This is a genomic window from Arthrobacter sp. SLBN-100 (assembly GCF_006715305.1).
Taxonomy (GTDB): Bacteria; Actinomycetota; Actinomycetes; order Actinomycetales; family Micrococcaceae; genus Arthrobacter.
In genome coordinates, this window is sequence record NZ_VFMY01000001.1 from 581,269 (window position 1) to 605,273 (window position 24,005).

The 24,005-nt window shown below is 65.6% G+C and carries 24 protein-coding genes; 12 read left to right on the forward strand and 12 right to left on the reverse strand.

The genetic code is table 11. From position 1 onward, the window contains the following. Positions 1-135: 135 nt before the first annotated feature. Entirely contained in the window at positions 136-363 is a 228-nt protein-coding gene (locus tag FBY31_RS02560) for a hypothetical protein (protein ID WP_235012902.1), read from the reverse strand. A gap of 107 nt (positions 364-470) precedes the next feature. Next, on the reverse strand, positions 471-893 hold the full coding sequence (arfB, locus tag FBY31_RS02565) for an alternative ribosome rescue aminoacyl-tRNA hydrolase ArfB (protein WP_142036498.1): 423 nt from the start codon (positions 891-893) through the stop codon (positions 471-473). 245 nt (positions 894-1,138) lie between these two features. Between arfB and FBY31_RS02570 the strand changes: the two genes are divergently transcribed. Next, positions 1,139-2,737 (forward strand): ABC-F family ATP-binding cassette domain-containing protein, encoded by a 1,599-nt coding sequence (locus tag FBY31_RS02570; protein ID WP_142036501.1) that lies wholly within the window; start codon positions 1,139-1,141, stop codon positions 2,735-2,737. A 232-nt stretch (positions 2,738-2,969) separates the two neighbouring features. Here FBY31_RS02570 and FBY31_RS02575 read toward each other — a convergent pair whose 3' ends face one another. The 3 genes from FBY31_RS02575 to FBY31_RS02585 are packed head-to-tail and all read right to left on the reverse strand — an operon-like array spanning position 2,970 to position 4,543. After that, on the reverse strand, positions 2,970-3,845 hold the full coding sequence (locus tag FBY31_RS02575; RefSeq protein ID WP_142036504.1) for an SURF1 family cytochrome oxidase biogenesis protein: 876 nt from the start codon (positions 3,843-3,845) through the stop codon (positions 2,970-2,972). Further along, a complete protein-coding gene (locus FBY31_RS02580; protein ID WP_142036507.1) occupies positions 3,846-4,112 on the reverse strand; it encodes a hypothetical protein in 267 nt (88 codons plus the stop codon). Continuing rightward, a complete protein-coding gene (locus tag FBY31_RS02585) occupies positions 4,109-4,543 on the reverse strand; it encodes a DUF3099 domain-containing protein (RefSeq protein WP_142036510.1) in 435 nt (144 codons plus the stop codon). Before FBY31_RS02585 ends, FBY31_RS02580 begins: the two co-directional genes overlap by 4 nt. 153 nt (positions 4,544-4,696) lie before the next feature. On the opposite strand from FBY31_RS02585, the gene FBY31_RS02590 reads away from it, so the two are divergent. Together FBY31_RS02590 and FBY31_RS02595 are read left to right on the forward strand one after the other, a co-directional pair. Continuing rightward, a complete protein-coding gene (locus tag FBY31_RS02590; RefSeq protein WP_142036513.1) occupies positions 4,697-5,422 on the forward strand; it encodes a beta-ketoacyl-ACP reductase in 726 nt (241 codons plus the stop codon). Between the two features lie 124 nt (positions 5,423-5,546). Further along, a complete protein-coding gene (locus tag FBY31_RS02595; RefSeq protein WP_142036516.1) occupies positions 5,547-6,311 on the forward strand; it encodes an SDR family oxidoreductase in 765 nt (254 codons plus the stop codon). A gap of 85 nt (positions 6,312-6,396) precedes the next feature. Here the strand turns inward: FBY31_RS02595 and serB are convergent, their stop codons facing one another. After that, positions 6,397-7,290, reverse strand: a complete 894-nt coding sequence (gene serB / locus FBY31_RS02600; RefSeq protein WP_142036519.1) for a phosphoserine phosphatase SerB — start codon at positions 7,288-7,290, stop codon at positions 6,397-6,399. A gap of 82 nt (positions 7,291-7,372) precedes the next feature. Next, positions 7,373-7,729, reverse strand: a complete 357-nt coding sequence (locus tag FBY31_RS02605; RefSeq protein WP_142036522.1) for a VOC family protein — start codon at positions 7,727-7,729, stop codon at positions 7,373-7,375. Positions 7,730-7,849: 120 nt separating this feature from the next. Between FBY31_RS02605 and FBY31_RS02610 the strand changes: the two genes are divergently transcribed. The 5 genes from FBY31_RS02610 to FBY31_RS02630 all read left to right on the forward strand — a co-directional run bounded on the left by FBY31_RS02610 (position 7,850) and on the right by FBY31_RS02630 (position 11,875). After that, positions 7,850-8,635: an ABC transporter ATP-binding protein gene (locus FBY31_RS02610; protein ID WP_142036525.1), complete on the forward strand. Its 786-nt coding sequence runs from the start codon at positions 7,850-7,852 to the stop codon at positions 8,633-8,635. A 17-nt stretch (positions 8,636-8,652) separates the two neighbouring features. Continuing rightward, positions 8,653-9,438: a sulfite exporter TauE/SafE family protein gene (locus FBY31_RS02615; protein WP_142036528.1), complete on the forward strand. Its 786-nt coding sequence runs from the start codon at positions 8,653-8,655 to the stop codon at positions 9,436-9,438. A gap of 7 nt (positions 9,439-9,445) precedes the next feature. Further along, positions 9,446-10,255 carry a TrmH family RNA methyltransferase gene (locus tag FBY31_RS02620; protein WP_142036531.1) on the forward strand — a complete coding sequence of 270 codons (810 nt, stop codon included), beginning with the start codon at positions 9,446-9,448 and terminating at the stop codon, positions 10,253-10,255. 141 nt (positions 10,256-10,396) lie between these two features. Then, positions 10,397-10,654: a type B 50S ribosomal protein L31 gene (locus tag FBY31_RS02625; RefSeq protein ID WP_018761303.1), complete on the forward strand. Its 258-nt coding sequence runs from the start codon at positions 10,397-10,399 to the stop codon at positions 10,652-10,654. Between the two features lie 129 nt (positions 10,655-10,783). Next, positions 10,784-11,875: a lipoate--protein ligase family protein gene (locus tag FBY31_RS02630; RefSeq protein ID WP_142036542.1), complete on the forward strand. Its 1,092-nt coding sequence runs from the start codon at positions 10,784-10,786 to the stop codon at positions 11,873-11,875. Between the two features lie 100 nt (positions 11,876-11,975). On the opposite strand, the gene pepN is transcribed toward FBY31_RS02630, so the two are convergent. Both pepN and FBY31_RS02640 read right to left on the reverse strand, forming a co-directional pair. After that, positions 11,976-14,609 (reverse strand): aminopeptidase N, encoded by a 2,634-nt coding sequence (gene pepN, locus FBY31_RS02635; protein ID WP_142036545.1) that lies wholly within the window; start codon positions 14,607-14,609, stop codon positions 11,976-11,978. Positions 14,610-14,642: 33 nt separating this feature from the next. Further along, positions 14,643-15,704, reverse strand: a complete 1,062-nt coding sequence (locus FBY31_RS02640) for a YeiH family protein (protein ID WP_142036548.1) — start codon at positions 15,702-15,704, stop codon at positions 14,643-14,645. Positions 15,705-15,817: 113 nt separating this feature from the next. Here FBY31_RS02640 and FBY31_RS02645 point away from each other — a divergent pair, with 113 nt between their 5' ends. From FBY31_RS02645 to FBY31_RS02655, 3 genes are read left to right on the forward strand one after another with little or no spacing between them, the layout of a single operon-like run. Continuing rightward, positions 15,818-17,374: a circularly permuted type 2 ATP-grasp protein gene (locus FBY31_RS02645; RefSeq protein ID WP_142036550.1), complete on the forward strand. Its 1,557-nt coding sequence runs from the start codon at positions 15,818-15,820 to the stop codon at positions 17,372-17,374. Between the two features lie 60 nt (positions 17,375-17,434). After that, complete coding sequence (locus FBY31_RS02650; RefSeq protein WP_013600945.1) at positions 17,435-18,361, forward strand: alpha-E domain-containing protein; 927 nt, start codon at positions 17,435-17,437, stop codon at positions 18,359-18,361. After that, complete coding sequence (locus FBY31_RS02655; RefSeq protein ID WP_142036553.1) at positions 18,358-19,209, forward strand: transglutaminase family protein; 852 nt, start codon at positions 18,358-18,360, stop codon at positions 19,207-19,209. The genes FBY31_RS02650 and FBY31_RS02655 overlap by 4 nt, the downstream gene beginning before the upstream one ends. Before the next feature lie 45 nt (positions 19,210-19,254). On the opposite strand, the gene FBY31_RS02660 is transcribed toward FBY31_RS02655, so the two are convergent. The 3 genes from FBY31_RS02660 to glgC all read right to left on the reverse strand — a co-directional run bounded on the left by FBY31_RS02660 (position 19,255) and on the right by glgC (position 22,677). Next, positions 19,255-19,713 carry a pyridoxamine 5'-phosphate oxidase family protein gene (locus tag FBY31_RS02660; protein WP_235012903.1) on the reverse strand — a complete coding sequence of 153 codons (459 nt, stop codon included), beginning with the start codon at positions 19,711-19,713 and terminating at the stop codon, positions 19,255-19,257. A 16-nt stretch (positions 19,714-19,729) separates the two neighbouring features. Further along, the gene (locus FBY31_RS02665) at positions 19,730-21,181 is read right to left on the reverse strand and encodes an SDR family NAD(P)-dependent oxidoreductase (RefSeq protein ID WP_142036559.1); all 1,452 of its coding nucleotides are present in this window, start codon (positions 21,179-21,181) and stop codon (positions 19,730-19,732) included. A gap of 77 nt (positions 21,182-21,258) precedes the next feature. Further along, positions 21,259-22,677 (reverse strand): glucose-1-phosphate adenylyltransferase, encoded by a 1,419-nt coding sequence (gene glgC, locus FBY31_RS02670; protein ID WP_142036562.1) that lies wholly within the window; start codon positions 22,675-22,677, stop codon positions 21,259-21,261. A 102-nt stretch (positions 22,678-22,779) separates the two neighbouring features. Here glgC and glgA point away from each other — a divergent pair, with 102 nt between their 5' ends. Continuing rightward, positions 22,780-23,985 (forward strand): glycogen synthase, encoded by a 1,206-nt coding sequence (gene glgA, locus FBY31_RS02675; RefSeq protein ID WP_142036565.1) that lies wholly within the window; start codon positions 22,780-22,782, stop codon positions 23,983-23,985. Positions 23,986-24,005 lie beyond the last annotated feature (20 nt).

Genomic DNA, 24,005 nt, shown 5'->3' on the forward strand with positions numbered 1-24,005 from the left:
AGTATCCTGGCTCAGTTTCCATACCCGGTCCATGGGAGCTTGAATGCGGGCCTCAACGTAAATGGGCCGGTGCGGCGCCGACTTTTTCCTGCTTGAATTTTCCCCCATCTGAGCATCCTAAGCGGCAGCGCTTGCTTATTGGGGTTGGTGGCAGAGTAGAACAAATCCGTTGCCGAAGGTCCACGTCCCGTCCAGCTTGAGGTTCATCCTGACGTCCGGCGCCTGGAACAGCGGCCGTCCTTGGCCCGGCACCACACGGGAGAAGACGAACTTGGGCTTGTCACGCCAGATGCGGGCGAACTCAACCGTTACGGCCGTTGACCAGAATCCGGCCAGAAGCTCGTGGGTGATCCTTCCGCTCATGCCCCCTCGTCCTGATCTCATCATTGAAGTGTTGGAGTACTTCGTCGTTAACGAGGAGCCAGCTGATGTCCCGGACATTTCCGTGCTGACGACTTCTCAAAGTTCCGCTACTCGGCGGACGGCCGCTTGCGTTGCTGTTTCGTTGTTGACCGCAGTTTCTTCGCCACGAGCCGGCGACGGTTCGAGCCGCGGGTAGGTTTGGTTGCCCGGCGGGCGGGTGCAGCCGGGGCAAGGCCGTTTGCCACAAGGTCGGCGAGCTTGGCCAGGGCAATCCCGCGATTGCGCCACTGGGAGCGCTGCTCGGAAGCGGTCACGGTAATCACCCCGCCGATGAGGCGTGGTCCGAGACGCGTGAGCAGGATCAGCCGTTGGCTGTCTGAGAGCGCCAATGACTCACTGACGTTCCACGAGAGCTCGACCCGGCTGTCGGTGGTGTTGACGTGCTGACCGCCTGGTCCGGACGAGCGCGAAAACCGCCAGTCGAGTTCGGACGCGGGAATCGTGAGCTCGGGTAGCACCTCCAGATCCATGGAACCAGCGTTGCATGATCCGGGAGCTTCAAGAAGCTTCTTCGTTTCCCGATTCGACAGGGTGCGGACGCAAACCCGATCCGCGTCCGGCACCCGAAACCGAACAGTCCCCGCACGTGCTGCGGTTCTGCAGTGCAGGCGCGGACGGTAGACTTGGATAGGCCGTTCTCCGGCCATAGCCGCCCACGCCCGCCACAGACGCTCCGGGCTGCGGCTTATCCCCTTTGTGAAAGGCTCTACCTGCTGTGATTACTGTCCAGGATCTTGAACTGCGTGCCGGCGCCCGGCTCCTGATGGACCAGGTGAGCTTCCGCATCGACAAGGGAGACAAGATCGGCCTGGTGGGCCGCAACGGAGCGGGCAAGACCACGCTTACAAGGGTTCTGGCGGGGGAAGGACTTCCTGCCGCCGGCAAAGTCACCCGCACCGGTGAAATCGGCTACCTGCCCCAGGATCCCCGCACACCCGACATGGAGCAGCTCGCACGTGACCGCATCCTGTCCGTCCGCGGCCTGGACATCGCCGTCGGCAAACTCCGCCTGGCCCATGAAGAGATGGCCAGCGAGGATGCCGCGGTACAGCGCAAGGCGATGAACCGCTATGACCGGCTCGAGTCCGAGTTCCTCGCCGCCGGCGGCTACGCTGCCGAAGCCGAGGCCGCGGCGATCTGCTCCAACCTGGCCTTGCCGGACCGCCTGCTGAACCAGCCGCTCAAGACCCTGTCCGGCGGCCAGCGCCGCCGTGTGGAGCTGGCCCGGATCCTCTACTCGGACGCCGAGACCATGCTCCTCGACGAACCCACCAACCACCTCGACGCCGATTCCATCGCCTGGCTGCGCGACTTCCTGAAGAACCACCAGGGCGGGCTGATCGTGATCAGCCACGACACCGAGCTGCTCGAAGCCACCGTCAACAAGGTCTTCCTGCTCGACGCCAACCGCGCGCAGATCGACTTCTACAACATGGACTGGAAGCGCTACCTCACGCAGCGCGAAACCGACGAGCGCGCGCGCAAGCGGGAACGCGCCAACGCCGAAAAGAAGGCCCAGGTCCTCTTTGACCAGGCCAACAAGATGCGGGCCAAGGCGACCAAAGCCGTCGCCGCCCAGAACATGGCCAAACGTGCCGAGCGCCTGTTGAGCGGGCTGGAGGCCGTCCGCGAGCAGGACCGCGTCGCAGCGCTGCGCTTCCCGGATCCGTCGCCCTGCGGCAGGACCCCGCTCACGGCCGAAGGCCTCAGCAAGTCCTACGGTTCGCTGGAGATCTTCACGGACGTGGACCTGGCGATCGACCGCGGTTCCAAGGTGGTCATCCTCGGCCTCAACGGCGCCGGCAAGACCACCCTCCTGCGGATGCTGGCGGGCGTGGACAAGCCGGACACCGGGGACGTCATCGCCGGGCACGGACTCAAGGTGGGCTACTACGCCCAGGAACATGAGACCCTCGACGTCGGCCGCACCGTCCTGGAGAACATGCGCTCCGCTGCTCCCGACATGAAGGACGCGGAAGTGCGCGGCATCCTGGGCTCCTTCCTGTTCTCCGGTGACGACGTGGACAAGCCTGCCGGCGTCCTCTCCGGTGGCGAGAAGACCCGCCTTGCGCTGGCCACGATCGTGGCTTCCAGCGCCAACGTGCTGCTCCTGGACGAACCGACCAACAACCTGGACCCTGCCAGCCGCGCCGAGATCCTGGGCGCCCTGAAGAACTACAGTGGCGCTGTCGTCCTGGTCAGCCACGACGAAGGGGCCGTCGAAGCCCTCAATCCGGAGCGCGTTGTCCTGCTGCCCGACGGCGTCGAAGACCACTGGAACGAAGACTACCTGGATCTGATCACTCTGGCTTAGCCGCCTGGGGTTGCGTTCGCGCCCCCAGCCGCATAATTCGCCGCTTGCTGGCTCGTCCCTCGCCCTTGACGCAAGCTACACGAATCATGCGGCTGCTGGCGCTCGAGGTCAGGTCCCGGGCGTAGGCACAAGCGGAGCAGCGTGGGTGATTTATGTAGCGTGCGTCAAAGCGAGGAACGAGCAGCACGCGGGAAATCACCCAGGGTGCGCAGTGGACGCAACCAAGGGCGACTCAGTACCCCTGGGCGTCCAGCAGGGCGTCTTCCTCTTCTTCTGAGGTGGCGCGCTTGCGTTTGCGTGGAGTTGGCGGACGACGGCGTGTGGCGGCAGTCGCGGAATGAATTGGCCGCCCGGACTCATCGTCGTCGTCCTCGGCGTCAATGGCTGCGTTGCGCGCCTGCTGGCGGGCGGCGTAACCGAAGCCCACGAACATCAGCACGCCGAACGCGAACCACTGCAGCGAGTAGGACAGGTGCGTGCCTTCCTCGGTGGAAGGCTTCGGGAACGGCAGCGGCATCTCCGCGGCCGGCGGCGTCTCGGACGCGAGCTGGCCGTAGGCCCCGGTCAGCAGGGGATACCCGAGCTGGGCAGAGTAGGCGGTGAGGTCGATGGACGCCAGCTGCCCTTCCGGGGCGCCACGCTGGAGTGCAGGCTCAGGATGCTTTAAACGCACGACGGCGGTCACCTCACCCGCGGGAGGTGCCGGAACCGCATCGGGACTGCCGGGATTGTTGTTGCCGATGGGCAGCCACCCCCGATCAATGACCACGGTTTCGCCGCTGGTCAGCCGGAACGGGACAACCACTTCGTAGCCCGGCTGGCCGTTCAGGGGCCGGTTCCGGACGATGCGCTGCCCGTCAAGGAGATACGAGCCTTTCAGCTCCACCTGCGTCCACTCCTTGCCCGGGTCGAGCTGATCGAACTCTTGCCTGGCATCGGCAAAGGGGATGGGCGTTGCCGAGTAGTTGGTCACCACCCGGTTGATCTCCGCCAGCGTCTCGGCGCGACGGTCCATCTGCCAGCGGCCCAGGAAAACGCAGGCAGACGCGAAGATGGCAGCCAGCAGGAGGTAGCCCAGCCATTTGCTGGAAAAGAGAAAACGGTACATTCAGCTGTCCTGCTCCAGGGCGCCGGATATCCGGTCCTCGAGCGGCACAGTGTCCTTCCACAGGCCACGTGTTTGAAGGTAGTCCTCAAGCCACTCGCGGTGGTCTCCGCAGGCAAGCCAGATCTTGCGGCGCTCCGGGGTGTGGATCTTCGGGTTGTTCCACAGGAGCTGCCAGGAGGCTTGGGACCGGCACGCCTTGCGGGAGCAGATGTCAGCGGATCCGCCCATCGTGGGATCGGTTCCCGCAGCGAAGTCAAAAATACTCATGATGCCCTCCGCTCCTGCTCAGTTGGTGTTTCCTCGTCCTCGTTGATGAGCTCGCCCTGCAGGACCTCGTTGCCATGCTCATCATCGGCGGTAGGGGCGGGCGGGCTCTCGATCTCCGCCAGCGGCGCGGAGTCCAGCAGCAGGTCGCTGTGCTCCTCCGCCTTGTCGCTGCCGTTCGCGATGACCACCGCTATCCACGGCAGGAAGACCGCTCCGGCAACCATCACAATCTTAAGCCAGCCATCCACCACGAAGATCATGATCAGGCACACCATGCGGATGCCCATGGCCAGCGCGTACTTGATCATGCGCTGCCGCATGTCCTCGGAATGGGCTCCCGCGGCATCCGTGATGCTGTGGACTTCCGCATCACCGGAGAACCGGCCGGGTTCTCCAGGCACGGATTGTCCCGCATGGTTTTCAAGGGTCACAGTGGTTGATCACGCTCCAAAGGCTTGCGTCAATTCTCTCACCATCGGCAGTGGCGCCCAAACCCTTCCCGCAAGGGGACGCTAAGATCAAAGTCAGCCAAATCACCCTCTTCTACCGCGGTGCACCCTGCCGCAGAATACCGGAGCCCCTACATGACTGAAGCAGCCACCGCCCCCCGCAGCGTCCTGATCACCGGTGGAAACCGCGGCATCGGACTCGCGATTGCTGAAGCGTTCCTGGCCAATGGCGACAAGGTGGCCGTGACGTACCGCAGCGAATCGAAGCTGCCGGAGGGAATCCTGGGCGTCAGGGCCGATGTCACTGATGAGGCTTCGGTGGATGCAGCCTTCAAAGAAGTGGAAGCTGCCCATGGTCCTGTGGAAGTCCTCGTCGCCAACGCCGGCATCACCAAGGACACCCTGCTCCTGCGCATGAGCGAAGACGACTTCACCTCAGTCATCGACACCAACCTCACGGGCGCCTTCCGCGTCATCAAGCGCGCCTCCAAGGGCATGATCCGCCTCCGTAAGGGCCGTGTTGTGCTGATCTCCTCCGTGTCGGGGCTGTACGGCGCGCCGGGGCAGATCAACTACTCCGCTTCGAAGGCGGGCCTGGTGGGCATCGCCCGTTCGCTGACCCGCGAGCTGGGCTCGCGCGGAATCACCGCCAACGTGGTGGCGCCGGGCTTCATCAATACGGACATGACCGCAGAGCTCCCCGAAGCCACCCAGAAGGATTACCTGACGAGCATTCCCGCCGGCCGTTTTGCCGAAGCCTCCGAGGTTGCCAACGTGGTCCGCTGGATCTCCAGCGACGAGGCAGCCTACATCTCGGGCGCTGTCATCCCCGTGGACGGCGGCCTGGGCATGGGCCACTGACCTTTTCAGCACACCAGGTGCGGTGCTTCTTTGTGGGGGTCACACAAGCGAATCGCCAACACCCACTGGCATGATGGACAGCAGACCATCAGTGATTTAGACGTTTCGAACAAAGGGAGCTCGTATGGGACTGCTCGACAACAAGACCGCCATCGTCACCGGATCATCACGCGGCATCGGCGCTGACGTAGCCAGGATCCTCGCCGGCCAAGGTGCCGCCGTCGTGGTCAACTACCGCCAGAAGGCGCCGCGCGCCAACAAGGTGGTGCAGGGGATTGAAGCTGCCGGCGGCCGCGCCGTGGCCGTGGGCGCAGACCTCACCACCCAGGAGGGCGTGCAGGCCCTGGCCTCCGCCGCCATGGAGAACTTCGGGTCGCTGGACATCCTGGTGCTGAACGCCTCCGGCGGGATGGAAACCGGCATGGGCGAGGACTACGCGCTCAAGCTGAACCGCGACGCCCAGGTCAACATGCTCAACGCCGCAGTGCCGCTGATGCGGGAAGGCTCCCGCGTGGTGTTCGTCACCAGCCACCAGGCCCACTTCATCAACACAGTGCCCACCATGGAGGCCTACGAGCCCGTGGCCCGCAGCAAGCGCGCCGGGGAGGACGCCCTGCGCGAACTCATCCCCAACCTTGCAGAAAAGGGCATCACCCTGGTGGTTGTTTCCGGCGACATGATCGAGGGCACCGTCACCGCAACGCTCCTGGACCGCTCCGCGCCCGGTGCCATTGAGGCGCGCCGGGCTGAGGCCGGGAAGCTGTACTCCGTGGAAGAGTTCGCCGAGGTAGTGGCCAGCATGGTTACGGCAGACGTCGAGAGCGGCCACACCGAGTACGCCGGCGGTGCGGACTACTTCGGCAAGGGCGCCAGCCAGCCCGCCAGCTAGGTTCCTTGCACAACGCGAAATGGGTCCACCCCGTCAGGTCACCCTGGAGGCGTGGGCCCATTTCGCGGTTAAGCGGCAGGGGGATTCAGACGCCGGCGACGTGGCGGACGGCGTCGAGATAGGGCATGTTGACGGCGGCATCAGCCACGGCGCGCACGGCGGGCTTTGCATTGAACGCGACGCCGATCCCGGCAGCGCCGAGCATGTCCAGGTCGTTCGCACCGTCGCCCACAGCAACCGTGTGCTCGAGGGCGATGCCTTCCGCTGCTGCCCACTCGCGGAGGTACTTCTCTTTCGCCGCGCGGTCCACCACGGCGCCGAGTACCTTGCCCGTCAGGGCGCCGTCCACGATCTCCAGCTCGTTCGCCTGCCAGTAGTCCAGGCCCAGTTCAGCGGCAATGGGCTCCAGGATCTGGTTAAACCCCCCGGACACCACTGCCACCACGTGCCCTGCCGCCTTGAAGGCAGCCACCAGCTCAGCCGCCCCTTCGCTAAGTTTCACTTCCTCGCGGACGGAACGGACGACGTCGGCCGGCAGCCCGGCGAGCACCTGCACACGTGCGTGGAGGCTCTGGGCGAAGTCCAGTTCGCCGCGCATGGCAGCTTCGGTGACTGCCGCCACCTCCTCGCGCTTGCCGGCATAGGCGGCCAGGAGTTCGATGACCTCCTGCTGGATCAGGGTGGAATCGACGTCCATGATCAGGAGCTTGCGTTCGGCTGAGCGGAGTCCGTTGGGGACCAGCGCGGTGTCGAATCCGCTGACCGGGACCTCGGCGACGGCGCGGCGCAGCCCGGCCAGGCCAGCCGCGGTGGCGTCGGGAAGCTCAAGCCCGGCCACATGGACCTGGTAGCGCTCGTCCCCGAGGCTGGTTTCAGACAGCACCGAGGCACCTTGCGAGGTGAGGACGGAACGCAGCTGCTCCAGCCCGTCAGGGGTCACATTCAGGCCATAGCTGACCGCAGTCACGTTCGAAGTCATGCCTGCAATCTTAGCTTTCGGCGGAGCTGCCCCTTGAATTCAAGGCGTCCCGCCGCAACGTAAGGAACTGATGTTGATTACGTCAGCTCAGGCAGAGGCACAATGGATGGCCGGCCGGATCAAGGAACACCCGGAATGTTGTTCCCGGCTGGTATTCGTGCTTCGTGGCGCCAAGTTTAAGCACCTCCATTTCGGCGGCGTCGAGGTCGTCCACCACCACATCGAGGTGCATCTGCTGGGGTACGTCCTGGCCCGGCCATTGCGGCGGCCGGTAGGAGTCCACCTTCTGAAAACTCAGGGAATCGCCGTACTCGGCTTTGACGGAGCACCAGTCCTCGCCCTCCTCGACCTTCCATCCGAGCAGGGCGCCATAGAACTCCGCCAGGGTTTTGGGGTCGGGACAATCGAGAACGACGACGGGAAAGCGTGCGATAGCCATAGCCAACACTCTAGGTGCGGCTCCCGGGACCGTATACAGTTTTGCTGGCTTGAATTTGCGTAGTTGGGCTGGTCACACCAGTTATCAGTCGGCCTCTTTTTTGTCCTAGTGTCTACTCCTATGAGTGATGTTCTGGAACTGGACTCCGTCAGCGTTGTCCGAGGTAAAAAGACCCTGCTGGACAAAGTCGACTGGCAGGTCAACGACGGCGAACGCTGGGTGATCCTCGGCCCGAACGGTGCCGGCAAGACCACACTCCTTCAGATTGCGGCCGCCCGGATGCATCCGAGCAGCGGCACGGCAGGGATCCTCGACGAGATCCTGGGCCGCGTTGACGTCTTTGAGCTCCGCCCCCGCATTGGGCTTTCCTCCGCCGCCCTCGCCACCCAGATCCCCGAGCACGAGAACGTCCTCAACGTGGTGGTCACCGCCGCGTATGGCGTGACGGGCCGCTGGCGCGAGGGATACGAGCGCGACGACGAGCGGAGGGCTTTCCGCCTCCTCAACGACTGGGGAATGGGCCCCCTCATGAACCGGACGTTCGCCACCCTTTCCGAGGGTGAGCGCAAGCGTGTCCAGATCGCCCGCGCACTGATGACCGATCCTGAGCTTCTGCTGCTGGATGAGCCGGCGGCCGGCCTGGATCTCGGCGGCCGCGAGGAACTCGTCCACAAGCTCGGAGAACTGGCGCGGGACGAAGCCGCGCCCGCCATGGTCCTGGTGACGCACCACCTCGAGGAGGTTCCGCCGGGCTTCACCCACGCCATGCTGCTGCGGGACGGCGGCGTGGTTGCGGCGGGTCCGATCACCGAGGTGCTGACGGCCGAAAATCTCAGCGAGACTTTCGGGCTGGAGCTCGACATGACTGAGAACGCCGGACGGTACACCGCCGTCGCCCGCCGCTAAGGCGGCACCGCAGCACCTTGGATCTTCTCAGCAGCATTTTTGTGTCCATCGCCGGCCTCTGGGCCGGCACCATCAATGCCGTGGTGGGCTCCGGCACCCTGGTGACGTTCCCCGTCCTCATCGCCCTGGGAGTCGCACCCGTGGTTGCCTCAATGAGCAACGCCATGGGCCTGGTTTTCGGGACGGCTGCCGGGGCGTTCGGTTACCGCCGGGAACTGAAGGGCCGCGGCCGCCAGTTGATGAGGCTGCTGCCGGCGTCCCTCCTCGGCGGCATTTCCGGTGCGTGGCTGCTCCTGCACCTGCCCGAAAAGGTCTTCCACTACGTGGCCCCGGTCCTGCTGGTCCTGGCCCTGCTGATGGTGGTGTTCCAGCCCCGCATGCAGGCCTGGGTCCGCAATCGCGAGGAGAACCCGGAGCACGCCGTGCGCGACAAGCGGCACGCTGTCCTCCTGGTGGTACTGGTCTACCTTGCCGGTGTTTACGGCGGCTACTTCGTGGCTGCCCAGGGGATTCTGCTGGTGGGCATCCTGGGCGTCTTCCTCACCGGTACCATCCAGAACGCGAACGCCATGAAGAACATCCTGGTGCTCGGCGTGAACCTGGTGGCTGCCATCTCCTACCTGCTGTTCGCTTTCGACCGGATCAACTGGCTCGTGGTGCTGCTGATTGCCATCAGCTCCAGCATCGGCGGCCTCCTGGGAGCCAAGGTGGGCCGCAGGCTGTCACCCACGGTGCTGCGCGGGGTGATCTTCGTCCTGGGGCTGGTGGCCCTCGGATTCATGACCGCCAATCTGCTGAAATAATCTGCCGGTGACAATCCACTATCTCGAGTCCGCCGCGGATCCGCGCGTCTCCGACTACACCCAGCTCACGGACGTGCACCTGCGGAAGCTCCGCGAGCCGGCCGAGGGCATGTACATCGCTGAATCATCCCGCGTGCTGCGGCGTGCGCTGGCGGCAGGGCACCAGCCCCGGTCCTTCTTCCTGGCGGAGAAGTGGCTGGATGACCTGCAGGACGTCCTGGGTGCCTACCCCGAGGTACCTGCCTTCATCGGCAAGGCAGCACTCTTAGAGGAGATTACGGGCTTCCATCTTCACCGCGGTGCCATGGCGGCCATGCAGCGTCCCGCACCGGTGCCGCTGCCGGAACTGCTCGCGGGCGCGCGCCGGGTGGCCGTCCTGGAGGACATCGTGGACCACACCAACGTGGGTGCCATCTTCCGGTCAGCCGCCGCCCTGGACATCGACGCCGTCCTGGTGTCGCCCCGCTGCGGAGACCCCCTCTACCGCCGAAGTGTCCGCGTGAGCATGGGAACGGTCTTCCAGGTGCCGTGGGCCCGGCTCAGCAACTGGCCGCAGGACCTGCACCTGCTCAAGGACCAGGGTTTTACCGTTGCCGCCCTGGAGCTCACGCAGGATGCGCAGGACGTGGACAAGGTCGCCGCGCGGAACCCGGAGAAACTTGCCCTGGTGCTCGGCACCGAAGGCGCCGGCATGAGCGCAGAGACGCTTGCCGCCGTCGACCTCGCCGTGAAAATACCCATGCGCAGCGGTGTGGACTCCCTGAATGTTGCCGCCGCATCGGCCGTCGCCTTCTGGGAGTTGCGCCCCCGGGACTAGGTCCCGCGGGTGGTTCGCGGGTGCCCGCGTTCTCCGCTATTATTGATAGCTGGCTGTAGTGCGCCTCCGGGCGCGGCTTACGGCCATCCCATTCATACCTGGCAGCTGGCAAAATCCAGTTGTGCGAACAAAGGTCCCATTATGAAGTCTGATACTCACCCGAAATACGAAGCTGTTGTTTTCAACGACCTGGCTTCCGGCACGAAGTTCCTGACCCGCTCCACCGTGTCTTCCTCGAAGACCATCGAGTGGGAAGACGGCAACACCTACCCGGTCATCGACGTCGAAATCTCCTCCGAGTCCCACCCGTTCTACACGGGCAAGCAGCGCATCATGGACTCCGCAGGCCGCGTCGAGCGCTTCAACGCTCGCTTCAAGGGCTTCGGCGGCAAGAAGTAATCCACTTCGCCCAAGCTTCACAGGGAAGCCCGCACCGGCAACGGCGCGGGCTTTCGCGTTTAACGGTCAGCCGCCGGTGCGTTCCGGCGGCTTGGCGCCGATGCACGTTCCTGGGGCAGGATGGGAGCCATGACCCCCATGCCATCTCCAGCAGCTGATTCCGTATCCCGCCGGCACGGCGAGTACAAAGTCCCCGGCGGCAAGATGGTGGTGGTGGACCTTGACGTCGCGGCCGGCCGGCTGGCCGACGTCTCCGTCAGCGGGGACTTCTTCCTGGAGCCGGACGAGGCACTCCTGGACATCAACGGCGGGCTCACTGGACTGCCGGAGAGTATGACGGCGTCCGAGCTTGCCGCCGCCGTCACGGATGCACTGCCCCCCAACGCCGCCCTGTTCGGCTTCTCTGCCCACGCCGTCGCCATCGCAGTCCGCCGCGCCCTGGCCAAGGCCACATCCTGGGCGGACCACCACTGGAACCTGATCGCACCCACGGTCCTGCCCACCGAAATCAATGTCGCCCTGGACGAGGTACTCACCGAGGAGGTGGGCGCCGGCCGCCGCAATCCCACTCTCCGGTTCTGGGACTGGCAGGAACCGTCAACGGTGATCGGCAGTTTCCAGTCCTACCGCAATGAGGTGGACCCGGCCGGCGTGGCGAAGCACGGCATCAAAGTGGTCCGCCGGATCAGCGGCGGAGGAGCGATGTTCATGGAGGCGGGCAACTGCATCACGTACTCGCTGTACCTGCCGCACACCCTGGTGGACGGGCTCAGCTTCGCCGACTCCTACCCGTTCCTTGACGCCTGGGTTATGGCGGCGCTGGAGAAAATTGGCATCACCGCGTTCTACGTGCCGCTGAACGATATCGCCACGGACCAGGGCAAGATCGGCGGAGCTGCCCAGAAGCGCCTGGCCAACGGCGGCATGCTGCACCACGTCACCATGAGCTACGACATCGACGCGGACAAGATGGTCGAAGTGCTCCGCATCGGCAAGGAAAAGCTCTCGGACAAGGGCACCCGCAGCGCGAAGAAACGGGTGGACCCGCTCCGCCGCCAGACCGGCCTGGCCCGCGCCGACATTATCGGGGCCATGATGGAGGTCTTCGCCGAGCGGTACGGTGCCACGCCCTCGGACCTGACTGAGTCTGAACTGGCCATTGCCCGCAAGCGCGTTGCCACCAAATTCGGCACCGAAGAATGGCTCCGCCGGGTTCCTTAATGCACGGTTCGTACTGCCCGTGCCCGGTGGTGCCCTCAAATCGTGCCAGAAACCCCATCGATTGCTCCGTAAACGCCGTTTTGAGCGCTGAAAAGGGCAGTTACGGGGCAATCGATGGGGTGGTGACGACGGCGGCCTGCGCGGTGAGTGCCCGCAGCAGGTGGCTGCGCTGCTCGATGATGATCCTGCGCAGCGCCCGGGGGGCGTCGGCATTGGATTCCAGCCACTCGTCCGTCCGCCTCATCACCGGATGCTCCGCCGGTTCCGCGCCTTCCGCCAGGTCCTGCGCCAGCGGGTAGAGGCCGCGGACAATCCGGCTCGCGATCTCGATGCTCCGCTCGTCCCACACGGCCCGCAGGCACTCAAAGTACGGTGCCGCGTACGGTTCCAGCAGGTCCGCCGGGGCTGTCATGAACCCGCTGATGGTGGCGGTCAGCAGCTGGTTGGAGAGGTCATTTCCGTGCACCGCCGCATTCCAGGCCTCGGCTTTGACGTCCGCGTCCGGCCGGGCGGCCATGGCGGTGGCGTGGCCGGCGCGTCCGGATGCCGTAGTATCCCGGGCCAGCTCGGCGTCCAGCTCAGCAACCGTTGCCTGCCCGTTTGCCGCCAGGGCGTGCCAGATGTGCCAGCGCAGCTCGGCGTCCACTGCCAGGCCTTCCACGGGAGCTGTGCCGTCCAGCAGACCACGGAGCCGGGGGAGCACGGAGTCGTCGTGCCTGCTGACGGTTCCGAGGGTCCGCGCCCAGGCCAGCTGCTGGTCCGAGCCCGGCTTGGCCCGGTCCAGTTCAGCGGCTGCGGTGGCCAGGAAGGACGCCCGCACGGCAATCCGTTCCTGGCCGGGGGTGTAGCGTTCGACGGCGGTGCCCGCGTTGTCGAGGATGTTCAGCAGCACACCGATTCCGGTTTCGGCCGGCCCGAATGCGGCTACGGCGTCAATGTATCCCGCCGCGGGGCTCTCGGCATCACGGGCCGAGTTCCACAGTGCACTCCAGCACAGGGCCCGGGCCATGGGATCTGCGATCCGGTCCAGGGACGTACGGACTGTTGCCTCAGATGCCCCGTCCAGCCGGACCTTCGCGTAGGTGAGGTCGTCGTCGTTGACGAGCAGGAGCGCGGGCCGCGGCTGGCCGGCGAGCTGGGGGACGTTCGTCCGTGCACCCGCCACGTCTGTGTCGAAACTTCCAGTCCGCACCAGTGCGCCGCCGCCATCGAAGTCGTAGGAACCCACGCGCAGCCGGTGCGGCCGCAGCTCTTTCCGTCCCGTCACCGGATCGGTGGCCTCCTGGACGATGGCCACCTGGCCCGGGACGTCGTCGTCGTCCGTTGCCTCGAACTCCAGCGACAGCGTGGAAACGCCGGAGGTCTGCAGCCACTGCTGCGCCCAGCCGGCCAGGTCCCGCCCGGAGGCGGTGCTGAGGGCGGCCAGCAGATCTGCCAGGGATGTGTTCCCGTAGGCGTGCTTGCGGAAGTACTCGCGGGAGCCGGCGATGAAGGCCTCGAAGCCCACGTAGGCCACCAGCTGCTTCAGCACCGAGGCGCCCTTGGCGTAGGTGATGCCGTCGAAGTTCTGTTTGGCCGCTTCGAGGTCCGGGATGTCCGCGACGACGGGATGGGTGGTAGGCAGTTGGTCCTGGACGTAGGCCCAGGCCTTCCGCTTGTTGGCGAAGTTGACCCAGGCGGTGTCCCAGCCCGTGGCCCGGTCCACGCCCAGGGTACCCATGTAGTCGGCGAAGGATTCCTTGAGCCACAGGTCATCCCACCACTGCATGGTCACCAGGTCGCCGAACCACATGTGCGCCATCTCGTGCAGGAGGGTGTTGGCCCGGGCCTGGTACTGGGCGTCCGTGGCGCGGGAGGTGAAGACATAGCTCTCGGTAAACGTCACCAGGCCGGGGTTTTCCATGGCGCCGAGGTTGTATTCAGGGACGAAGGCCTGATCGTATTTGCCCCAGGGGTAGGGGTAGTCGAAAAGCCGGTTGAAGAAGTCCAGGCCGTTCTTCGTGAGCCGGAACAGCTCGTCGGTGTCAAAGGAATCCGCCATGGATGCCCGGCAGTAGAGGGCGAGCGGGACGTCCAGGGAGATCCCGTCGTCGAGCGTTGCCTGCCAGTGGTCCTCCGCCTTGAAGTAGGGCCCGGCGAGGACAGCGGTGATGTAGGTGGACATGGGCTCGGTGGTGGCGAAGTCCCAGCGCGCCGTTGCGGGGTCGCTCGTGAGGAGGGTGCGGTTAACTTCGACGCCGTTGGACGCCACCTGCCACTCCGCGGGGGCCATCACATGGAAGGTGTAGGCGGCCTTGAGGTCTGGCTGCTCGAAGTTGGCGAAGACCCGGCGGGCGTCGGCCGGCTCGTACTGCGTGTAGAGGTAGCACTGGCCGTCCGCGGGATCCACGAAACGGTGCATACCCTCGCCCGAGCGGCTGTAGAGGGCCGTTCCGGTGACGGTCACCTGGTTCTCGTCCTGCAGGTTGTCCAGCCTGATCCTGGCGCCGTCCACCACGTCCTCCACGCGGAGTCCCTTGCCGTTCAGGAACACGCTGTGCACATCACTGCCGATGAAGTCCAGGAAGGTCGAGGCGCCCGGCGCTGCGGTGAAATTGATCACGCTGCGGGTCGGATAGCCGGCCACCTGCGGATCCGGTGCCTGCCGCACATCCAGCGAGACGTCGTAGCTGGTAGTGCTGATCAGTGCTGACCGGGCGGCAGCTTCGGCGCGCTGCAGATTCTCACGTGACACCCAGCTATCTAATCACGGCGCTGGTGTCCAAAGTCACGCCGTGATCAGCAGGGCGGCCGCCAGCCCCAGGAGGGCGATCAGGAGCCAGGATGCAAGGGCTGCCAGGAGCGCCGGTCCGCCGGTGTGCAGCAGGGTGCGGATCCGCACCGCCGATCCCAAACCGAACAGCGCGGCACCGAGCAGAATGTCCTGCAGCGCCGCGCCCGCCTCCAGCCAACCGGCGGTGAGCCAACCCGTGGAACGCAGGCCCACCATGGCGATGAAGCCCAGGACAAACAACGGCACCACCGGCGGGAGCTTGGCGTCGGCATCTCCTGCCGCCGTGCCTGCGCCGTCCCGGGCGGCCAGCCGCTGGTGCGTACCCGCTATGGCGGCCACGGGCGCCAGCAGCAGCACCCGGGTGAGTTTAACCACGACGGCGATGCCCAGTGCCGCCGTCCCTGCAGTTTGCGCCGTAGCCACCACCTGGCCAACGTCGTGCACGGAAGCGCCCGTCCAGGCGCCGAAAGCGGGCGCGGAGAGTTGCAGTGGGTGGACGAGCAGGGGCAAGACTCCGATGGCAAGGGTTCCGCACAGCGTTACCAGCGCCACGGGCAGGACAGTGTCCACGTGCCGGATCCGCCGGACAGCGGCCATGGCGCCGATGGCTGAAGCGCCGCAGATGGAGAACCCCGTAGCCACCAGGAGCGAGGTCACGGGCGGCAGCCGGAACAGCCGGGAGATCAGGTAGGTGCCGCCGAAACTGGCAGCGACCACCCCTGCGATCAGGACCAGGGCAAGCCAGCCCAGTCCCAGGACGTCCATGATGCTCACCTTCAGCCCCAGCAGGATGATCCCGCCGCGCATCAGGTGCTTGCCCGCGAAGTCCAGCCCTGGCCGGGCCCTGCCGGCCGTCCACACCCCGGCCGCGGGCAGGTTGGCTGCCAGGACGCCCAAAACGACGGCCAGGGTCATGGCCGGAAGTGCGGGAACCAGCCGGTGGACGAGGAAAGCCGCGGCCAGCGCAAGGGCCGCTGTGGCCAGGCCCGGGATGAGCCGGTCGGCACGTTCAGGCAGGCCCGCACCCGGGGTTCGGAGGCTTCTGCTGACGGGCACTCACCTACTGTGCCGGAAAAGTTGCGGAATCCGCGAACCAGGCCGCTTCCGCCAACACGCCAGAATGGATGGCAGTAATGAATTCGAAACAAAAAGATGGTTGGCTTGAGGACATGTCAGACCTATTCCAGGATTACTCCGTGGCCGCCGGCCGGACCGGAGCCTACGACGAGATGTTCGCCCCCGGTCAACAGGCCCGGAGCTCTTATGAGCAAGTGGCGGACGCCCTTCGCAAGCTGTCCCTCGCCGACGTCAGTGCACGTGCCGATTCAATGGCCCGCACCTTCCTGGACCGTGGTGTCACCTTCGATTTCGCCGGTGAGGAGCGCCCGTTCCCGCTGGATATCGTCCCGCGGGTGATCCCGGCCGCGGAATGGGATGTGATGGAACGGGGCGTCGCGCAGCGCGTCCGTGCGCTCGAGGCGTTCCTCAACGATGTATACGACAAGATGACGGTAGTGTCCGACGGCGTGATCCCGCGTCAGCTGGTAACCACCAGTGCGCACTTCCACCGCCAGGTGCACGGCTTCGAACCGGCCGGCGGCGTCCGGGTGCACATCTCCGGCATCGACGTGGTCCGCGATGCCGCCGGCACATTCCGGGTGCTGGAGGACAACGTGCGCGTCCCCTCCGGCGTGAGCTACGTCCTGGAAAACCGGCGCGCCATGGCCAAGGGCCTGCCCGAAGCCTTCGGCCAGCAGCTCATCCGCCCGGTGGAGGAGTACCCCCGCCGGCTCCTCTCGGCCTTGCGCAAAACCGCGCCCGCCGGCGTGGACGATCCCACCGTCGTCGTCCTCACGCCAGGCGTGTTCAACAGCGCCTACTTCGAGCACACCCTGCTGGCCGGCCTCATGGGTGTTGAACTGGTGGAGGGCCGCGACCTCATCTGCCGCGGCAACCGCGTCTACATGCGCACCACCGCCGGCGAGCAGCGCGTCGACGTCATCTACAAGCGGATCGACGACGATTTCCTGGACCCGCTGCAGTTCCGGGCCGATTCGATGCTGGGCTGCCCCGGACTCGTTAACGCCGCCCGGGCAGGCGGGGTGACCATCGCCAACGCCGTGGGCAATGGCGTTGCCGACGACAAACTGGTCTACAGTTACGTCCCTGACCTGATCCGCTACTACCTGAGCGAGGAGCCCATTATCGCCAATGTGGACACCTACCGCCTCGAGGAGAAGGAAGCGCGGGAGTACACCTTGGACAACCTGTCAGAGCTCGTGGTCAAGCCGGTGGACGGCTCCGGCGGCAAGGGCCTGGTCATTGGCCCGGACGCCTCCAAGGACGAACTCGACGCCCTCCGCCAGCGGGTCATCGCAGACCCCCGTGGCTGGATCGCGCAGCCGGTGCTGCAACTCTCCACGGTGCCCACGCTGAGCGGGGACAAGTTTGGCCCCCGTCACGTGGACCTGCGTCCTTTCGCAGTGAACGACGGCGAGAACGTCTGGGTGCTGCCCGGCGGGCTCACACGCGTGGCCCTGAAAGAAGGCTCACTGATTGTGAACTCCAGCCAGGGCGGCGGCTCCAAGGACACCTGGGTCCTGGCGGATTCGCCGCAGGTTCCCGTGGAAACCGTGCCGCGGCCCTCCATCAACGTCCGCGAACGCGTCTCCGTATGGCCGGTGGAAAGTAACTGGCGTGACCGCCAGTCGGAGCAGCAGCAGTGAGCACGGCCGCTACCGAGCCAATGTCTTTTACAGTTTCGCGCCCGCAGGAGGTAACCGCGAATGCTTAGCCGTATTGCCGAGTCCCTTTTCTGGATCGGCCGGTATGTGGAACGGGCCGACGGCACCGCCCGCATCCTCGACGTCCACTTGGAACGCCTGAACCACCTCCCCATGGAGGAACGCAAAAGCGTGGCCCAGGAGCTCCTGGCGGTGATGGGCGCGCGCCCGCAAAGTGAAGACTTCGGCCTGCCGGAGCTGCTCCATGCCCTGGCCTACGACAAAACCAGTGCCACTTCCATCGCGGGGTCTCTCGGTGCTGCCCGGGAGAACGCCCGGCGGGCGAGGGAGACCGTTTCGTCCGGCCTGTGGGAGAGCCTGAACACCACGTATTACGGGCTGAGCCAGCACCGCAAGGACGTGGTGGGCACCTACCGGTTCTGCAACTGGACCCTGGAGCGCACCGCCATGGTCAGCGGCCTCGCGGACACCACCGTGAGCCATGACGAAAGCTGGCTGTTCCTCGTCCTCGGACGCTCGCTGGAGCGTGCTGACATGACCGCCCGTATGCTTTCCACCCGTGACGTCCTGTCCGCAGGTATGTCCTGGGTCAACATGCTCCGGTGCGCCGGTGCCTACGAGTCCTTCCTGCGCACAAGGCGGGCGGCCTTCGGTGACCAGCACGCGGCCGAGTTCCTGCTGCTGGACCGGCTGTTCCCGCGCTCCATCGTCTATGCCCTGCGCGATGCCGACGAGTGCCTGGCAAAACTGGATCCCTCCGCCCAGCGGGTGGGCTTTATCAACGACGCCCGCCGTATTGTGGGGCAGGCCCGGACCTTCCTTGAGTTCCACCGCACCGACGACCTGATGTCCGAACTGCCGGAACATATGGAGCGGGTGCAGAAGGCAGTGTCCCAGGCCTCCGACGCCATTTCCCGTAAGTACTTCAATCAGGCGGACGAACTGGCCTGGGTGGGAGAAGTTTCATGACCCGGCTGAGCATCGTGCACAAGACGGCCTACAAGTACAACAAGCGCGTCACCCTGTCCTACAACGAGGCCAGGATGACACCGCTCACCGATTCCCAGCAGGTGGTGCTGGAATCGGTGGTGAAGGTTTCACCCACCCAGGCGGCTGTCAGCACCTACCGTGACTACTGGGGGACCAAGGTTACTGCGTTCGACATGCAGATGCCGCATGAGCACCTCGAGGTGGTCTCCAACATCACCGTGGAGGTGCACCGGGCCGGGAAGATACCGTCTGAGTCGGATATCGCGGGCTGGGACGTCCTGGCTTCACCCGAGACCCGCAACACCTTCAGTGACTGGCTTCCGCAGTCCAGGCTGAGTGGGCCCGGGGACGAAGTCCTGGGCATCATTCCCGGGGTGGTTGCCGGGAAGAACCCGCACGACGCCGCCATGGCGGTCTTTGAGTGGATGCGCGGCGAGATGACGTACATGTCGGGTTCCACCGCCGTCACCACCAACGCGGAGGAGGCGTGGGGCCAGCGCAAGGGCGTATGCCAGGACCTCGCCCACCTCGCCATCGGTTCGCTGCGCAGCTGCGGCATCCCGGCCCGGTATGTTTCGGGTTACCTGCACCCGCGATCCAGTGCGGGCATCGGCGAGACGGTGGCCGGGCAGTCGCACGCCTGGCTGGAGTGGTGGGACGGCGACTGGCGGAGCTGGGACCCCACCAACCACAAGCCTGCCGGGGACTTCCACGTCACGGTCGCCCGGGGCAGGGACTACCGTGATGTGCCCCCGTTGAAGGGCATCCTGTCCGGCGGGGGCGGCTCGGCGCTGAATGTCAGCGTGGAAATCACGCAGCTCGCCTGATCAATGACGGCGGCCGGTCCGGCCTTGGGCAGGCCGGCCCCGTTCCTACTCCGGCGACGCCTTGGTGGCCCCGCTGAGCTGGGTCCACCAGGTCAGTGGCTCGGTGACCTTGAAGCGGCGGCCGGTGATGCTGTCGGGTGTGATCCTTACGAAAGCGTCCTTCTTCCCCGCTTGCCAGGGGAAGAGGTAGAGCTGTGCAGTCTCCATCACCTGCTCCGTTCCGGTGACGACGCTGGCTGTGCCTTTGGCCACAACGCTCCAGGCGAGACCGGTGTCCGGATCCACGCCGTCGGCCTCCAGTGCAACCGGGGCGCCTTTCGAGGCGCCGGCCAGCTTTGTGCCTTCTCCAGTGCGGAAGACGAGCGTCCCGCCGTCGACTGTGTAGTTGATGGGGAAGATGTCCGGGCGCCCGTCGGCCAGCACAGCGAGCCGGCCCACCGAGACCGTCCGCAGCATGGCCCAGCACTCGTGGTGTTCCAGATTCTGTACCTCGGGGGATGTCATGCCGCTGAGCATACGCCTACCAGGGGCTGGGCTTGTAGTCCTTCAGGAACACCCCGTACTGGTCTTCGCCGTTCTCGCCCATCACGATTGGATCGTAGACGCGTGCCGCACCGTCCACGAGGTCCAGGGGCGCATGGAAGCCCTCCTCCATAAGCCGGACCTTGGTGAAGTGGGGGCGTTCGTCCGTGATCCAGCCGGTATCCACCGCCGTCATCAGGATCCCGTCCGTGTCCAGCATCTCCTGGGCGCTGGTCCGGGTCATCATGTTCAGCGCAGCTTTGGCCATGTTTGTGTGGGGGTGGCCAGGGCCCTTGTACGCGCGCGAGAACTGGCCTTCCATGGCCGAGACGTTCACGATGTACTTCCGCCGTGCGGCGGACAGTTTCATGGCGGGCCGCAGCCTGCTGACCAGGAGGAACGGAGCAGTGACGTTGCAGAGCTGGACCTCGAGCATCTCCAGCGGATCCACCTCGTCCACCACCTGGGTCCAGCTGTTGATGGTGGCCAGGTCCGGAACCAGCCCGCCGGCGTCGATCGCCGTCCCGGAGGCGATCCGCTCCAGCGAAGCCGAACCGGTGGAAAGAGCCAACGATGTGATGGCATCTCCAGCGAGGACCGGATGCTCAGTGACGCTGCTGGCCAGGGCCAGGGGGTGCTTGTCGTGCGCGTGGCCGAAGGTCACCAGTTCGGGGCCGCCGTGGGCGTGTTCGAGGGCAGCCGGCAGCGGCTCATCCTCGGCGTCCACCAGGGGCTTGTAGGCGTTGCCTGACCGGCGCACGGTCTGGGCCGCGTTGTTGATGATGATGTCCAGCGGCCCGGCCTCGTTGAGTGAGTCGGTCAGGGCCATGACCTGCGCGGGGTCGCGCAGGTCGATACCAACAATGCGGAGCCGGTGCAGCCACTCGCCGCTGTCTTCCATGGCGGCAAACCGGCGCGCGGCGTCCTTGGGGAACCGGGTGGTGATGGTGGTGTGGGCGCCGTCGCGGAGCAGCCGGAGCGCGATGTACATCCCGATCTTCGCACGCCCGCCGGTGAGCAACGCACGGCGGCCGGTCAGGTCGGTCCGGGCGTCCCGCTTGCTGTGGCTGAACGCGGCGCACTCCGGGCACAGCTGGTGATAGAAGGCGTCAACCTGGGTGTAGTGCTGCTTGCAGATGTAGCACGGGCGCGAGCGGATCAGGTGCCCGGCAACCTTGCCGGTGGCGGAGGTGGCCAGCTTGTTGCCGCGGGTTTCGTCGTCGATCCGGTCAGGGGCTGCGGTTGCGGTCTGGGCGATGACTGCCCGGTCAGCCTCGGAAATCAGGTCCCGTTTGCTGACCCGGCGGTGCCTCTTGACGGCCTTGAACATCTTGCCGGTGGCGCGGCGCACCGAGATGTAGTCCGGGTGCTCCTCGTCATAGGCGTGGATCGTGTTGAGGACCTTGAGGCATGCCTGGATTTCCTCAGGCGTCAGATCGGGGGAGCTCATTGTACTGATTTTACAGCCTGGGACACCCCGCGGACCCACCATCACAGGGGCCGCGGGGAAGTTCCGGGGAGGAACGTTCAGGAAATGCGTGCGGCAGGTGCAGCGTCCGCAGCGTCCGCGGCGGCCGCGGCGTGCCTTTCGGCCACTTTGTCCACCGATTCGCGCACACTCGGGTACTTCTCAACGGCGGCCTTGACGGCATTCGGCACGAGGTGCAGGTTGTCCGCCGCGAGCTGGCGCTCGGCCTCGCCCGGCTCAGGGACTTCCTGGCCCTTGGAGAGCACGGTGATTCCCGATTCTGTGACCTTGAAACCGCGGGCACGGTCCAGCTCCGGGTCCAGCCCGATGGCAGCGCCCGCCGGTACCTTGACGTTCTTGTCGATGATGGCGCGGTTGATCACTGCACCTGCACCGACGTGGACCTTGTCCATCAGGACCGAGTCGATGACCCGACTGCTGGTTCCCACGAAGACATCGTTGGAAAGGACCGAACCTTCCACGACGCCGCCGGAAATCACCACGCCACTGGAAACGATCGAGTCAAGGGCCGTTCCCACGGTGTCGTTCTGGCCGCGGACAAATTTAGCCGGCGGCGAGATGCTCTGACGGGTGTAGATGGGCCACTCGGAGTTGTAGAGGTTGAAGACCGGCAGCGGGGAGATGAGGTCGATGTGGGCGTCGTAGAAGGAGTCGATGGTGCCAACGTCGCGCCAGTAGGTGCGGTCACGCTCGGTGGAGCCGGGGATGTCGTTCAGCGTGAAGTCGTAGACGCCGGCCTCGCCCTGGTTCACGAAGTAGGGGATGATGTCCCCGCCCATGTCGTGCTTGGTGTCCAGCCGTTCAGCGTCCACGTGCAGCGCCGCGACGAGTGCGTCGGCGTCGAAGACGTAGTTGCCCATGGAGGCAAGGAATTGGGTGGGATCGGCTGCCAGGCCGGGGGTGCTCGCGGGCTTTTCGACGAACGCCGCAATCTTCTGGGGATCGTTCTGGTCCACTTCGATGACGCCGAACTGGTTGGCCATGCTAAGGGGCTGGCGTACGGCGGCCACGGTTGCCTTGGCGCCGCTGTGGACGTGCTGCGCCACCATCTGGGCAAAGTCCATGCGGTAGACGTGGTCGGCGCCGACCACCACAACAATGTCCGGGTTGGCGTCGTGGATGAGGTTCAGGGACTGGTAGATGGCGTTGGCACTGCCCAGGAACCAGCTCTTGCCCACGCGCTGCTGGGCCGGCACTGAAGCCACGTAATTACCCAGCTGGGTGGACATGCGCCAGGTCTCGGAGATGTGCCGGTCAAGGCTGTGCGACTTGTACTGGGTGAGCACAACGATCTGCAGGTAGCGGGAATTCACCAGGTTGGAAAGGGCGAAATCGATCAGGCGGTAACTTCCGGCGAAGGGCACCGCCGGTTTCGCGCGGTCTGCCGTCAGTGGCATCAGCCTGTTTCCCTCGCCACCCGCGAGGACAATGGCCAGGACTTTTTTGTTCAACGGCATAATGGTCGCTCCTGTACGCCTTCGTAACTCCCCAAGACAGTCCGGCATGCCCGGACTTCTTCACACTAGAACAGTTATCCGCGAAGGACTACCTTGGGTCATGTGCGAATAGACATTGTGACTAAAGAGTTTCCGCCGGAGATCTATGGAGGCGCCGGAGTCCACGTAGCCGAATTGAGCAGGGTGCTGAGCAAGCACGTTGACCTGCGCGTTCGTGCATTTGGGGCTCCGCGCGACGCCGACTATCATGGTGCGGCGGTGGCGTCGTACTCGGTGCCGGAGGACCTGGGCTCGGCCAACGCCGCGGTGCAGACGCTGGGGGTGGACCTGCGCATCGTCCCGGACATCGAGGGCGCGGACCTGGTCCATTCGCACACCTGGTACGCCAACATGGCAGGGCATCTCGCTTCCCTGCTGCACGGCATTCCACACGTGCTCAGTGCCCACAGCCTTGAGCCGCTGCGCCCCTGGAAGGCGGAGCAGCTCGGTGGCGGATACGCCCTGTCCTCCTGGGTGGAAAAGACCGCCTACGAGGCAGCCGCCGCCATCATCGCCGTCTCTGAGGGCATGCGGCAGGACATCCTGCGGAGCTACCCGAACGTTGATCCGGCCAAGGTCCGCGTGGTCCACAACGGCATCGACGTCGAGCTGTGGCAACGCGACGAGAACGACGACGCCATCCGCGCCCTGGGCATCGACCCGGACAAGCCGAGCGTGGTGTTTGTGGGCCGGAACACCCGCCAGAAGGGCGTCCCTTACCTCCTGCGCGCGGCGGCAAAGCTCCCCGCCGACGTCCAACTGGTCCTGTGCCTGGGCGCTGCCGATACCCCGGAGCTTGCCGCCGAGACGGCCCGCCTGATCGAGGACCTGCAGCGCGAGCGCTCCGGCGTGGTGCTCATCGAGCGCATGCTGCCCCGCCATGAACTGATCCAGGTGCTTAGCCACGCCACCGCGTTTGCCTGCCCGTCCATCTACGAACCGCTGGGCATCGTGAACCTGGAAGCCATGGCCTGTGGGGCCGCTGTGGTGGCCAGCGCCACCGGCGGCATCCCCGAGGTGGTGGAGCACGGCCAGACCGGCCTGCTCGTGGAACTGGAGCAGGTCACCGACGGCACCGGCACACCCCTCGACCCGGAAAAGTTCGTCACCGAGTTCGCTGCCGCCCTCACCGAGGTGGTCTCGGATCCCGAGCGCGCCCGCGCCATGGGACAGGCCGGCCGGGAGCGCGCCGAAAAGCACTTCTCCTGGGAATCCATCACGGAAACCACACTCGACGTGTACCGCTCTGTGCTGCCGGCCCAGAGCTAGCGTTTCCAGGCAACCCACGA

What these genes read in the sequence shown, in the direction of transcription:
- FBY31_RS02560 (WP_235012902.1), bottom strand. Translation starts at nt 363, where the DNA reads ATGAGCGGAAGGATCACCCACGAGCTTCTGGCCGGATTCTGGTCAACG.
- arfB (WP_142036498.1), bottom strand. Translation starts at nt 893, where the DNA reads ATGGATCTGGAGGTGCTACCCGAGCTCACGATTCCCGCGTCCGAACTC.
- FBY31_RS02575 (WP_142036504.1), bottom strand. Translation starts at nt 3,845, where the DNA reads ATGTACCGTTTTCTCTTTTCCAGCAAATGGCTGGGCTACCTCCTGCTG.
- FBY31_RS02580 (WP_142036507.1), bottom strand. Translation starts at nt 4,112, where the DNA reads ATGAGTATTTTTGACTTCGCTGCGGGAACCGATCCCACGATGGGCGGA.
- FBY31_RS02590 (WP_142036513.1), top strand. Translation starts at nt 4,697, where the DNA reads ATGACTGAAGCAGCCACCGCCCCCCGCAGCGTCCTGATCACCGGTGGA.
- FBY31_RS02595 (WP_142036516.1), top strand. Translation starts at nt 5,547, where the DNA reads ATGGGACTGCTCGACAACAAGACCGCCATCGTCACCGGATCATCACGC.
- serB (WP_142036519.1), bottom strand. Translation starts at nt 7,290, where the DNA reads ATGACTTCGAACGTGACTGCGGTCAGCTATGGCCTGAATGTGACCCCT.
- FBY31_RS02605 (WP_142036522.1), bottom strand. Translation starts at nt 7,729, where the DNA reads ATGGCTATCGCACGCTTTCCCGTCGTCGTTCTCGATTGTCCCGACCCC.
- FBY31_RS02610 (WP_142036525.1), top strand. Translation starts at nt 7,850, where the DNA reads ATGAGTGATGTTCTGGAACTGGACTCCGTCAGCGTTGTCCGAGGTAAA.
- FBY31_RS02625 (WP_018761303.1), top strand. Translation starts at nt 10,397, where the DNA reads ATGAAGTCTGATACTCACCCGAAATACGAAGCTGTTGTTTTCAACGAC.
- FBY31_RS02630 (WP_142036542.1), top strand. Translation starts at nt 10,784, where the DNA reads ATGACCCCCATGCCATCTCCAGCAGCTGATTCCGTATCCCGCCGGCAC.
- FBY31_RS02645 (WP_142036550.1), top strand. Translation starts at nt 15,818, where the DNA reads ATGTCAGACCTATTCCAGGATTACTCCGTGGCCGCCGGCCGGACCGGA.
- FBY31_RS02650 (WP_013600945.1), top strand. Translation starts at nt 17,435, where the DNA reads ATGCTTAGCCGTATTGCCGAGTCCCTTTTCTGGATCGGCCGGTATGTG.
- FBY31_RS02655 (WP_142036553.1), top strand. Translation starts at nt 18,358, where the DNA reads ATGACCCGGCTGAGCATCGTGCACAAGACGGCCTACAAGTACAACAAG.
- FBY31_RS02660 (WP_235012903.1), bottom strand. Translation starts at nt 19,713, where the DNA reads ATGACATCCCCCGAGGTACAGAATCTGGAACACCACGAGTGCTGGGCC.
- FBY31_RS02665 (WP_142036559.1), bottom strand. Translation starts at nt 21,181, where the DNA reads ATGAGCTCCCCCGATCTGACGCCTGAGGAAATCCAGGCATGCCTCAAG.
- glgC (WP_142036562.1), bottom strand. Translation starts at nt 22,677, where the DNA reads ATGCCGTTGAACAAAAAAGTCCTGGCCATTGTCCTCGCGGGTGGCGAG.